The following is an 11,658-nucleotide window of genomic DNA, read 5'->3' as shown; positions in this document are numbered from 1 at the left end:
AATAAATAGAACACATAAACAACGTAAATAAATCATGAACTATAGATCATTATTATCAATGTTTTTTCTGGTGATGTTAATTATCATAAAACCATGTATTGCACGTGTGAATAAAGTCACGGAACCCCCAAATAAAGAATGGTATGGCTTACCTGTGCAACATTTTGTGGTAAAAGTAGATAAAGTTTTTGAACATGGTTATAGCCTCGCTTTATTAGTCCCAAAGAAAAATCCTTATATTCTCGAAGAAACATCTAAAGAACACGCTCAAAAAATGTTTGAAGAAACCGATAGTATTTCGAGTTTTTTTGAAACTCACGTAAAAGGAACAATTATTGTTTATAACATGCCAAAAGGTGAAATTATATACAAATTATTAATACCAACTGACGTTAGCTATGAAAAAAGTCTGCATAAAGAATATTTCGGTTTAAATGATACAAATTGGGAAGGGTTGACACTTCCTTCTGTAAAGATAGTAGACACGGGCACCTATGCAGTAAGGTCTGAACTTTATTCTGATAGCAATGAATATAAAGATCTCATGCTGGCTTTTAAACCTATCACTGGCACAAAATAATGGAGTGGATTAGAGATGTCATACTCAGTTACCGTTAAGAACGACGCGCAATTTTGTAATGGTCATGGAATCGTTCATACATGGCTTGTATTGAAGGCACCGGGCGAAAAAGATATTCATTTTGGTTTCTCTCCAAAAAATGGAATGGAGTATTTTAATGTAGAAGGTGTAATTGATAAGGAAGATTATCTTAAAACAAGAAATCATTCTGAATCAATAACGTTTGATATTGATCAAAAACAATATCAAGCAATGACATCCGCCATCAATGACTTTACAACAACCGTTCCGACATATGACTTATTACCTGATACAGATAGTAACAATGATTATAACTGCACAAAGGCCGCAGATGCTATTTTGCAAAGCGGCGGCATAAACTTTCTCGATGGCGTTCAATCACCTTTTGGGGTAGCAGGGAGCATAAATGGTTTTGCGAGTGGAATTTGCCCTATAGATTTATCTACTGGAACTGCGGTTTCTGATATAATCTCTTCGAAAATTGCTAAGTATTCGGTTCCTGTTACTGCTGATTTATCATTCAATTATGACGGAAAGATTTACGATTTTGGCTTAGCAGAAACATCTCTGGACTTAATTGACTTCCTCAATAGAACAACATCGGGCGCCTGGGACGCAATATCTGGCTGGTTCGATAGTGGTGAAAACAATACCACATTTCTCGGTGACTTTCTGGGAGCCATTTTGAATGGTTTGGTCGCTGGCAACGTCGCTGCAAACGCATTCTCGGAGCTGTTTAACTACTTTGGTGAAAACACTTCTTTACCAGCCTGGATGCAGGAGTTTCAGAGCTATTACTTGCAAAACCTACTCGCAACATCAGATATGATGAAGCAACTCTCTGAAGGCGAGTCAATACCCATTGATGCTTTAAAATCCCTAAACCTTCCTCTCGATGCGCTTATTGATGATATGCTTGCCAGCGGTTTCTGGGATAATTACACTTACCCTTCGCTTATTGATGCGGAAAATACTGCCGGAGATCCTATCATTATCGATCTGGATGGGGATGGCATCGAAACATTATCGCTGGAAAAAAATGTATTCTTCGATCATGATGATAATCAGTTCGCAGAAAACACCGGCTGGGTAAGTGCTGACGATGGCTTACTTGTACTTGATCGCAATCATGATGGAAAAATTGATACAGGTAAAGAGTTATTCGGAAATAATACAATACTATCTGATGGGACAAATGCATCAAATGGTTATGTTGCTCTTAGGGAATTAGATACAAATAACGACAACTTAATAAACAACAAGGATATCATTTGGGATAACCTTCAAATTTGGCAAGATAAAAATAGCAATGCGAAAGTAGATGAAGGCGAACTTTTTTCATTAAATGAATTAGGATTAGTATCCATTTCAACAGATTATATTGATCGTCAATCCATTGATCAACAGGGAAACACGCATTCCCAGCAAAGTACTGTGACTTGGGATAATGGTATTACCACCTCATCTTCTGATGTTTGGTTTCAGCTTGATAAAAATCGTTCACAATATATTGGAAATAACATTATTGATAATAATGTGCGCGACTTACCATTTATTCGCGGCACAGGCAACATGACTAATTTGCATATTGCTATGTCAAATAACAGTACCTTAAGAAAATTAATACTTGAATTCATTTTAGATCCTGTCGGAGCTCATGAAAACAACTTAATAGATGAGATTCTTTTTACTTGGTCAGGTGTAAGTGATACCGTACCAAATAGCCGTGGAAAACATTTTGACGCCCGTAAACTGGAAGTGCTAGAAGCAGCAATTGGAGAAAAGTATCTTAACAAGACTGATAATCGCGACACTCCTAATGCAAACGCTGCTAAAATCCTGCAAGATGAATATAGTAAACTCGCCACTCACATAGAGTCGTTGTTACTAGCACAAACACTTTTTAAGAAAGAGTTTTCATATATAGCTGTTACTTTCAATGAGGAAGCGACGGGCTTTAAAATCGACTTTAGCCAATTCAATACCCACCTTGCGGAGTTAAAAAATACCGACTATGACCGATACTGTGCCGTAAGCAACATTGCTTATTATTGCATCGAGAAGAATATGGAATTATCTAATGAACGTGATGTACTAACTGTAACCCCAGAGACCACGTTTATGGGTGATGATCAGAATAACTCATTGAGTGGTACTAGCAAAGATGATTCATTTTGGGGTAAAGGAGGTAAGGACAATATCAGAGGCTATGAAGGAAACGACTACCTTGATGGCGGTGACGGTGATGACAGCCTCAGCGGGGATGTAGGCGATGATACCCTCATCGGCGGATTGGGCAACGACACCCTCAGCGGAGATCAAGGCCAGGACATTCTTATCGGTGGCACCGGCAACGACACCCTCGAGGGGGGCAGCGATACCGACACCTATATCTTCCGCACTGATCACGGTCACGATATTGTCACCGATAATTCCGCCAGCGCTATTAACCGGTTGATCTTTGAAGGCGCACAATCTTCTCAGCTGCTGATGAAAAGAGAGAACAATACTCTCGTCATTCAGGCCTTTGGTACGGACGATACGGTTACCCTTTCCAACTACTTCTACAGCGATAACTATACCCGCTACGAACTGGTCTTCGATGACCGGACGATTTCTATGGAAGAGCTATACGCCTCCGGTTTCCTGGTCTATGGTACCGACCAAAATAATGGTCTTGTTGGCTGGAGCGGTGATGACTCCATCTATGGTTTTGCCGGTAACGACACTCTTTCCGGTAAGGAGGGGAACGATCTGCTGAACGGGGGTGCAGGGGATGATAAAATGGAAGGAGGGAAAGGTAATGACACCTATATTTTCCAGACCGGTCATGGCCACGATACTGTCTCCGAAAATTCCACCAGCGAGATTAATCGGTTGATCTTCGAAGGCGCACAATCTTCTCAGCTGCTGATGAAAAGAGAGAACAATACTCTCGTAATCCAGGCCTTTGGTACGGACGATACGGTTACCCTTTCCAACTATTTCTACCATGCTGACTGTACGCGCTACGAACTGGTCTTCGATGACCGGACTGTCTCCATGGACGAGCTGCACGCCTCCGGTTTCCTGGTCTATGGTACCGACCAAAATAATAACAGTCTTGTCGGCTGGAGCGGTGATGACTCCATCTATGGCTTTGCCGGTAACGATGCTCTTTCCGGTAAGGAGGGGAACGATCTGCTGGACGGGGGTGCAGGTGACGATAAAATGGAAGGTGGGAAAGGTAATGACACCTATATTTTCCAGACCGGTCATGGCCACGATACTGTCTCCGAAAATTCCACCAGCGAGATTAATCGGTTGATCTTCGAAGGCGCACAATCTTCTCAACTGCTGATGAAAAGAGAGAACAATACTCTCGTTATCCAGGCCTTTGGTACGGACGATACGGTTACCCTTTCCAACTACTTCTACAGCGATAATTATACCCGCTACGAACTGGTCTTCGATGACCGGACTATTTCCATGGACGAGCTGCACGCCTCCGGTTTCCTGGTCTATGGTACCGACAACAATAATAACAGTCTTGTCGGCTGGAGCGGTGATGACTCTATCTATGGCTTTGCCGGTAACGATGCTCTTGGCGGTAAGGAGGGGAACGATCTGCTGGACGGGGGTGCAGGTGACGATAAAATGGAAGGTGGGAAAGGTAATGACACCTATATTTTCCAGATCGGCCATGGCCACGATACTGTCTTCGAAAATTCCACCAGCGAGATTAATCGGTTGATCTTCCAAGGCGCACAATCTTCTCAACTGCTGATGAAAAGAGAGAATAATACTCTCGTTATCCAGGCCTTTGGTACGGACGATACGGTTACGCTTTCCGACTACTTCTATAGCGCTAACTATACACGCTACGAACTGGTCTTCGATGACCGGACTATTTCCATGGACGAGCTGCACGCCTCCGGTTTCCTGGTCTATGGTACCGACAAAAATAATAACAGTCTTGTCGGCTGGAGTGGTGATGACTCTATCTATGGCTTTGCCGGTAACGATGCCCTTTTCGGTCAAGAAGGTAACGATATGCTGGATGGGGGTGAGGGGGACGATCGGTTGTGCGGCGAAAAAGGTAACGACACCTATATCTTCAGGGCCGGTCACGGTAAGGACAGCCTTAACGATAGGTCCACGTCAGACGTTAATACGCTTGTCTTCGAAGGAGCACAATCTTCCCAGCTGGTGATGAACAGAGAAGGTAATAAACTCGTCATTCAGGCCTACGGCGCAGACGATGCTGTTTCCATTGACGACTTTTTCATTAATGCGGATTGTACTCGCTTCGAACTTCGCTTCGATGATCGAACCATTTCTATGGACGAGTTAAATGCCTACGGTTTTCAGCTCTATGGCACCGATACGGCTAACACCCTTTCCGGCTGGAACAACAACGACGCGCTTTACGGCTACGGTGGCAACGACTATCTCTACGGTTACGATGGTGACGACACTCTGGACGGGGGTTTAGGTGACGATTCCCTCTCCGGTGGTAACGGAAGTGACGCATATAAATTCTATAAAGGACATGGAAAGGACACTGTCATCGAGCGCGATACCGATGGTGTAAATACGTTGGTCCTTGAAGGAGCATACGTCAACTATGTTTCTATGGAAAAGAAAGGAAGTTCCTTGGTCATCAATGCCTACCGAGACGAAGACACAATAACCATTGATGGCTATTTCTACAGCCAATACAGCCGACGACTTGAAATCCAGTTTGAAGATAAAAAAGTCACAATGGAAGATTTGCCGGAATTTGTGGCCGAAACGCTGGCTAAGAATGATGTGCTGAGGTCTGGGCAACCGGCAGGTGTACAAGAAAGGACGTTGTTATCTAATAGCCCTGTTCGTTCAGAGACTGTCTTGAGTGCATCTTCAGAAACCGCACAACTTAATCAGTTAATTGATGCGATGGCAGCTTTTGGCGACAGTGAAGGCGGCACAGGCATGACGGGAAACATTCATCGAAATGAATACAGTCACTATCAACTGACTACTCCGCAATAAATATGAAAGCTCCCGCACACGCGGGAGCTTTTTAACACTTACTCGCCCTTCACGCGCTCGATATTCGCACCCAGCGCGCGCAGCTTGTCTTCAATGCGCTCGTAGCCACGATCGATGTGATAAATACGATCCACCACCGTTGTCCCTTCCGCAATACAGCCCGCCAGCACCAGGCTTGCAGACGCACGCAGATCGGTCGCCATTACCTGCGCGCCGGACAGTTTTTCAACGCCATGGCAAATAACGGTGTTGCTTTCGATCTCCGCATGCGCGCCCATACGGATCAGTTCAGGAACATGCATAAAACGGTTTTCGAAAATCGTTTCCGTAATGAAGCCCGTCCCTTCCGCGACAAGGTTTAGCAGGGTGAACTGCGCCTGCATATCCGTCGGGAAGGCCGGATGCGGTGCCGTACGCACGTTTACCGCTTTAGGACGGTTGCCGTGCATGTCCAGGCTAATCCAGTCTTCACCGATTTCAATGTCGGCGCCCGCGTCACGCAGCTTCGCCAGCACGGCGTCAAGCGTATCCGGCTGCGCGTTGCGGCAGGTGATTTTACCGCAGGAGATGGCCGCCGCGACCAGGAACGTACCGGTCTCGATGCGGTCCGGCAGCACGCGGTACACGCCGCCACCCAGGCGCTCAACGCCTTCGATGGTGATACGGTCGGTTCCCTGCCCGGTGATTTTCGCGCCCAGCGCCACGAGGAAGTTCGCGGTGTCCACGATCTCCGGCTCGCGCGCGGCGTTTTCAATAATCGTCGTGCCTTCTGCCAGCGTCGCCGCCGACATAATGGTCACGGTTGCGCCCACGCTCACTTTGTCCATGACGATGTGCGCGCCTTTCAGACGGCCGTTCACGGACGCCTTAACATAACCTTCTTCCAGCTTGATCTCTGCGCCCAGCTTCTCTAAGCCAAAGATGTGCAGATCGACCGGACGCGCGCCAATCGCGCAGCCGCCCGGCAGGGAAACCTGACCCTGACCAAAACGCGCCACCAGCGGGCCAAGCGCCCAGATGGATGCACGCATGGTTTTCACCAGGTCATAGGGCGCAGAAAAATTATTTACCTTGCTGGCGTCGATCCAGACGGAACCGTTGCGCTCAACTTTGGTACCCAGCTGAGTCAGCAACTTCATGGTCGTGTCGATATCTTTCAGCTTCGGTACGTTCTGGATCTCTACCGGCTCTTCGGCGAGCAGCGCAGCAAAAAGGATTGGCAGCGCGGCGTTTTTAGCGCCAGAAATTGTGACTTCGCCCTGGAGGCGCGTCGGCCCCTGTACACGAAATTTGTCCATCTGATTACTCTCTTATAATTCAACCGTGCCGTGGGCTTCAGCCCCCGGCTCAAAAACCGTTTAGTTTGCGATCGCGTGCCCACTCTTGCGGCGTAAACGCTTTAATCGACAGGGCGTGGATGCGGTTATCCGCAATGTATTCCATCAGCGGCGCGTAAACAGCCTGCTGCTTCTTCACGCGACTCATTCCGTCGAAGATCTCACCCACAGCAATAACCTGGAAGTGACTGCCATCGCCTGAGACGTGGGCTTCCTGAAGGGAGAGTGCATTCATCAGCACTGCCTGGATTTCATTATTTTCCATGGGTTCAAATTCATCTGATAGTGAAAACAAGCTCAACATCTTAGAGCAAAGTGACGTTGTCTTAAACAATCAAAAAGCCCCGACGCGAAAACAATCGGGGCTTTCAGAAGTAACGCACTGAAAAAATTAGCGCGGCAAAATGTCCTGCGGCAAATTATAGAGCTGCGCAAGGGTTACGACGTTGTCGCTCGCCCCTAAGAGCGTGACGCGCATCCCCTGCGTTTTCCCCACATCGACCAGGTGGGCCAGCAGCGCAACGCCCGCCGTATCCACCCGCGTGACGCCATTCAGATCAATCACGCTGACGCCCTGCATTGCCTCGTGGCGTTTATCCCACAGAGGATTCAGCAGGTCCTGATCGAGTTCGCCAGAGAGCTTTAGAGCATCTCCCTCGCGAGACCAGCTAAGCTGCTGAGACATTACTTTTTCTCGTCCAGGGAAATTTTCTGACGAGAGATGGACTGCAGCTGCGCGGTCAGGCCATCGATCCCTTTGGTACGCAGCAGATCGCTCCACTCATTTTGCTTGGTGGTGATCATGCTGACGCCTTCTGCAATCATGTCATACGCCTGCCAGTTGCCGGTCTGGCTGTTTTTACGCCACTGGAAGTCCAGACGAACCGGCGGACGGCCGTTTGGATCGATAATCGTCACGCGAATCGGCACGATAGTAGCGTCGCCCAGCGGCTGCTCAGGGGCAATCTGGTAAGTCTGGCCGTGGTACATCGCCAGCGCCTGGCCGTAAGCCTGCTTCAGGTATTCACGGAACGCGGCGAAGTAAGCTTCGCGCTGCGCCGGGGTGGCGTCTTTATAGTAGCGGCCCAGCACCAGCGCGCCGGCATATTTGATCTGCACGTACGGCAGCAGCTCCTGGTCAACCACATCGCGCAGATAATCAGGATTAGCGCGAATTTGAGGCTGTTCGTTTTTAAGACGGTCGAAGGTTTTCTTCGCGGCCTCATTCATCAGCTTGTACGGGTTGCTCTGATCCGCAGCGTGCGCCGCGGTGAGAGGGGCAATGACCAACATGGCAACCATTAACAGTCGTTTAAACATGAATCACTTCTCCTGAAATTAATTTGTCGCACCAGGGGCCGGTGCGGCGTTGCTATGACCTTCATTCTGTGCCGGGGCATCATCAGATTTTTTATCATCCCCTTTACTGTTGTAAAGGAACTGACCAATCATGTCCTCCAGCACCATGGCGGATTTTGTATCCTGAATCACGCTACCGTCTTTAAGGATAGTCGTTCCCAGCTCCGGGTCTTCAAAACCGACGTTAAGCGCCAGATATTGTTCCCCCAGCAGGCCCGACGTGCGGATAGAGAGCGAACTGGTATCGGGAATGTGGTTGTAGCGCTCCTCGATGTCCATCGCCACGCGCGGCAGATAGGTTTTCTCATCCAGGGTGATGTCCGCTACGCGCCCGATGACCACGCCGCCAATGCGCACGGGCGAGCGCGCCTTCAGGCCGCCAATATTGTCGAAGGTCGCGTAAACGCGATAGGTTGGCTCAGTGCGGACAGAGGTGATATCCGCCGCTCTCAGGCAGATAAACAGCGCTGCCAGCAGTGCCAGCAGCAGGAACACGCCGACCCAAATTTCATTTTTTCTCGTTTGCATGAACTCAATTCCCAAACATCAGTGCGGTGAGCACAAAATCCAGGCCCAGAACGGCCAGCGACGAATGAACAACAGTACGCGTAGTTGCGCGGCTAATGCCTGCCGACGTAGGGATCGCATCGTAACCATTAAACAGTGCGATCCAGGTCACCGTGATGGCAAAGACCACGCTCTTAATCAGGCAGTTAATCAGGTCCATCCGCAGGTCGATAGCGTCCTGCATGGCAGACCAAAAGAACCCGGCATCAATACCTTTCCAGTGAACGCCCACCAGCGAGCCGCCCCATATTCCCACGGCCACAAAGAGGATCGTCAGCAGCGGCAGCGAAATAACCCCGGCCCAGAAGCGCGGTGAAATGACGCGGCGCAGCGGGTCGACGGCCATCATCTCCATGCTGGAGAGCTGCTCGGTCGCGCGCATCAGGCCAATTTCCGCCGTTAGCGCCGATCCGGCGCGTCCGGCAAACAGCAGCGCGGCCACAACCGGCCCCAGCTCGCGCAGCAGAGAAAGCGCCACCAGCATGCCGAGGCTGGTCTCAGCGCTGTAGGTCGTCAGGACAAGATAGCCCTGCAGGCCAAGCACCATACCAATGAACAGACCCGAAACGATGATAATCACCATCGACAGCACGCCGACGTTGTAGAGCTGACGCACCAGCAAAGGCGCATGCTTGCGAAATTCTGGCTTGCCAACCAGCGCGTTGAACAACATCAATCCGGCTCGCCCGAACGTCCTGGTGGTTTTTATGCCACGGTGTCCGAGAGCGGCCAACGCATTTAACAGCATGAGTGGCTTAACTCCCTATTCCCAGTAAATCGTCGCGATAGTCGCCGGAAGGATAGCGGAACGGTACGGGACCATCCGCAATGCCGTCCAGGAACTGCCGCACGCGCGGATCGCCATTTTCCTGCAGCGCCTGAGCGCTCCCGTGCGCGACGATCTTTTTATCTGCCACAATGTAGGCGTAATCTGCGATGCTCAACACTTCCGGCACGTCGTGAGAAACAACGACGCACGTCACGCCGAGCGCGCTGTTGAGTTCAGAAATGAGCTTCACCAGAACGCCCATTGTGATCGGATCTTGCCCGACGAACGGTTCGTCGAACATGATTAAATCCGGCTCAAGCGCTATCGCACGCGCCAGCGCCGCGCGGCGGGCCATACCGCCGGAGAGCTCAGACGGCATCAGCTTTGCGGCTCCCCGCAGGCCAACCGCTTCAAGCTTCATCATCACCGTGCTTTTTAGCAGCGCGGGCGGCAAGCTGGTGTGCTCGCGCAGCGGGTAAGCCACGTTGTCAAAAACGTTCATATCGGTGAACAGCGCCCCGGACTGAAACAGCATGCTCATGCGTTTGCGCACGGTATACAGGCGCGAGCGGGACATCTTCGGCACGTCTTCACCGTCGAAGAGAATTTCGCCGCTATCGGGTGGAATTTGACCACCAATAAGGCGTAGCAGCGTTGTTTTACCGATCCCTGATGGCCCCATGATGGCAGTGATCTTGCCACGGGGAACGGTCAACGAAATATCATCAAATATCAATCGGTTGCCGCGAGAAAAGCTGACACCACGGACATCGACCAAATTCGCCGTCGTTTGGCTCATTTATAGTTCCTTTCTTACCAGGTACACGTTAAGCATGACGCTTAAATCAGCCCTAAACCGGATATTTTTACAGAATAATCGCTATCGAGGTTAGCGAAAGCTGGCATTTGTTTTACTTTTCCGGCGCATAAAGTCAAAATTAGGAATACGTTACGTCTCAGACAGTATACAGCGCCACACAATCAGCGTGGTGGACCGGCGAGTATACCTGAAGAAAGGACTTTTGATGCTTTTAGCGACAGCACTGTTAATAATAGGTTTACTTTTGGTGGTCTACAGTGCTGACCGACTGGTATTTGCAGCATCAATATTGTGCCGCCTGATCGGCATGCCGCCCGTCATCATTGGCATGACGGTTGTCAGCGTGGGAACCTCCCTTCCCGAAATCATTGTGTCAGTGTCGGCATCGCTTCACGGGCAGGTCGATCTCGCTATCGGTACCGGGATTGGCTCTAACATCGTCAATATTCTGCTCATTTTAGGCCTGGCGGCGCTGCTGCATCCATTTCGCGTGCATTCTGATGTTCTGCGCCGTGAATTGCCGCTAATGTTGATCGTAAGCCTGCTGGCGGGCTGCGTATTGTATGATGGCGTCCTCAGCGTGGGGGATGGCATTTTCCTGCTGGCGCTGGCCGTAGTTTGGCTGTTGTACAGCGTTAAGATAGCAAGCCTGGCTGAAAAAGAGGGCAGCGATAGCCTCACGCGCGAGCATGTGGCTGAACTTCCGCGGGAAGGAACATTGCCCGTTGCCCTGCTCTGGCTCGGCGTCGCGCTCATCATTATGCCGATGGCAACGCGCATGGTGGTGGATAACGCGACGGTGCTGGCAAACTACTTCGCCATGAGCGAGCTGACGATTGGCCTGACGGTGATCGCCATCGGCACCAGCCTGCCGGAGCTGGCTACCGCCATCGCGGGCGCGCGCAAGGGCGAAGACGATATCGCCATTGGCACCATCATCGGCTCCAACATTTTCAACATTGCCATCGTGACGGGCCTACCCGCCCTGATCTCGCCAGGCGCGTTTAATCCGCTGGCTTTCTCGCGCGATTACGGGGTAATGCTGCTGGTCAGCGTGATTTTCGCCCTGCTCTGCTGGCGGCGTAAAAGGCAGATCGGCAAAGGCGCAGGCGCGCTGCTGACGGGTGGTTTTATCGTATGGATGGCGATGCTCTACTGGCTCTCGCCTCTTCTCTCTGGGTAAACGGAAACG

10 protein-coding genes are annotated in these 11,658 nt (G+C 50.0%); 3 read left to right on the top strand and 7 right to left on the bottom strand.

The window, feature by feature from the left end:
• Window positions 1–34: 34 nt before the first annotated feature.
• Window positions 35–580, top strand: coding sequence for a hypothetical protein (locus tag AB8804_RS20245; protein ID WP_371189725.1), 546 nt, complete (start codon window positions 35–37; stop codon window positions 578–580).
• 15 nt (window positions 581–595) lie between these two features.
• Window positions 596–5,614: a hypothetical protein gene (locus AB8804_RS20240; RefSeq protein ID WP_371189724.1), complete on the top strand. Its 5,019-nt coding sequence runs from the start codon at window positions 596–598 to the stop codon at window positions 5,612–5,614.
• Window positions 5,615–5,652: 38 nt separating this feature from the next.
• On the opposite strand, the gene murA is transcribed toward AB8804_RS20240, so the two are convergent.
• From murA to mlaF, 7 genes are all read right to left on the bottom strand, one after another.
• The gene (murA, locus tag AB8804_RS20235) at window positions 5,653–6,912 is read right to left on the bottom strand and encodes a UDP-N-acetylglucosamine 1-carboxyvinyltransferase (protein WP_371189723.1); all 1,260 of its coding nucleotides are present in this window, start codon (window positions 6,910–6,912) and stop codon (window positions 5,653–5,655) included.
• Between the two features lie 49 nt (window positions 6,913–6,961).
• On the bottom strand, window positions 6,962–7,216 hold the full coding sequence (ibaG, locus tag AB8804_RS20230; RefSeq protein WP_014071941.1) for a BolA family iron metabolism protein IbaG: 255 nt from the start codon (window positions 7,214–7,216) through the stop codon (window positions 6,962–6,964).
• Window positions 7,217–7,342: 126 nt separating this feature from the next.
• Window positions 7,343–7,636 (bottom strand): lipid asymmetry maintenance protein MlaB, encoded by a 294-nt coding sequence (gene mlaB / locus AB8804_RS20225; RefSeq protein ID WP_371189722.1) that lies wholly within the window; start codon window positions 7,634–7,636, stop codon window positions 7,343–7,345.
• Window positions 7,636–8,271, bottom strand: coding sequence for a phospholipid-binding protein MlaC (gene mlaC / locus AB8804_RS20220; protein ID WP_371189721.1), 636 nt, complete (start codon window positions 8,269–8,271; stop codon window positions 7,636–7,638). The genes mlaB and mlaC overlap by 1 nt, the downstream gene beginning before the upstream one ends.
• 18 nt (window positions 8,272–8,289) lie before the next feature.
• Complete coding sequence (mlaD, locus tag AB8804_RS20215; protein ID WP_371189720.1) at window positions 8,290–8,838, bottom strand: outer membrane lipid asymmetry maintenance protein MlaD; 549 nt, start codon at window positions 8,836–8,838, stop codon at window positions 8,290–8,292.
• A 4-nt stretch (window positions 8,839–8,842) separates the two neighbouring features.
• On the bottom strand, window positions 8,843–9,625 hold the full coding sequence (mlaE, locus tag AB8804_RS20210; RefSeq protein WP_371189719.1) for a lipid asymmetry maintenance ABC transporter permease subunit MlaE: 783 nt from the start codon (window positions 9,623–9,625) through the stop codon (window positions 8,843–8,845).
• A gap of 7 nt (window positions 9,626–9,632) precedes the next feature.
• Window positions 9,633–10,445 (bottom strand): phospholipid ABC transporter ATP-binding protein MlaF, encoded by an 813-nt coding sequence (mlaF, locus tag AB8804_RS20205; protein WP_371189718.1) that lies wholly within the window; start codon window positions 10,443–10,445, stop codon window positions 9,633–9,635.
• 226 nt (window positions 10,446–10,671) lie between these two features.
• Here mlaF and AB8804_RS20200 point away from each other — a divergent pair, with 226 nt between their 5' ends.
• Window positions 10,672–11,649 (top strand): calcium/sodium antiporter, encoded by a 978-nt coding sequence (locus AB8804_RS20200; protein WP_371189717.1) that lies wholly within the window; start codon window positions 10,672–10,674, stop codon window positions 11,647–11,649.
• Window positions 11,650–11,658 lie beyond the last annotated feature (9 nt).

Origin of the sequence: Enterobacter sp. KBR-315C3_2022 (genome assembly GCF_041399425.1) — a bacterium.
Classification (GTDB): Bacteria; Pseudomonadota; Gammaproteobacteria; order Enterobacterales; family Enterobacteriaceae; genus Enterobacter.
Note: the sequence above shows the minus strand (reverse complement) of the source record. Positions and strands in the feature narration are given on the sequence as shown.

Bases quoted from the DNA above. Each gene is read 5' to 3' on its own strand.
- AB8804_RS20240 (WP_371189724.1), top strand. From the start codon at position 596: ATGTCATACTCAGTTACCGTTAAGAACGACGCGCAATTTTGTAATGGT.
- mlaF (WP_371189718.1), bottom strand. From the start codon at position 10,445: ATGAGCCAAACGACGGCGAATTTGGTCGATGTCCGTGGTGTCAGCTTT.
- murA (WP_371189723.1), bottom strand. From the start codon at position 6,912: ATGGACAAATTTCGTGTACAGGGGCCGACGCGCCTCCAGGGCGAAGTC.
- ibaG (WP_014071941.1), bottom strand. From the start codon at position 7,216: ATGGAAAATAATGAAATCCAGGCAGTGCTGATGAATGCACTCTCCCTT.
- mlaD (WP_371189720.1), bottom strand. From the start codon at position 8,838: ATGCAAACGAGAAAAAATGAAATTTGGGTCGGCGTGTTCCTGCTGCTG.
- mlaB (WP_371189722.1), bottom strand. From the start codon at position 7,636: ATGTCTCAGCAGCTTAGCTGGTCTCGCGAGGGAGATGCTCTAAAGCTC.
- mlaE (WP_371189719.1), bottom strand. From the start codon at position 9,625: ATGCTGTTAAATGCGTTGGCCGCTCTCGGACACCGTGGCATAAAAACC.
- mlaC (WP_371189721.1), bottom strand. From the start codon at position 8,271: ATGTTTAAACGACTGTTAATGGTTGCCATGTTGGTCATTGCCCCTCTC.
- AB8804_RS20200 (WP_371189717.1), top strand. From the start codon at position 10,672: ATGCTTTTAGCGACAGCACTGTTAATAATAGGTTTACTTTTGGTGGTC.
- AB8804_RS20245 (WP_371189725.1), top strand. From the start codon at position 35: ATGAACTATAGATCATTATTATCAATGTTTTTTCTGGTGATGTTAATT.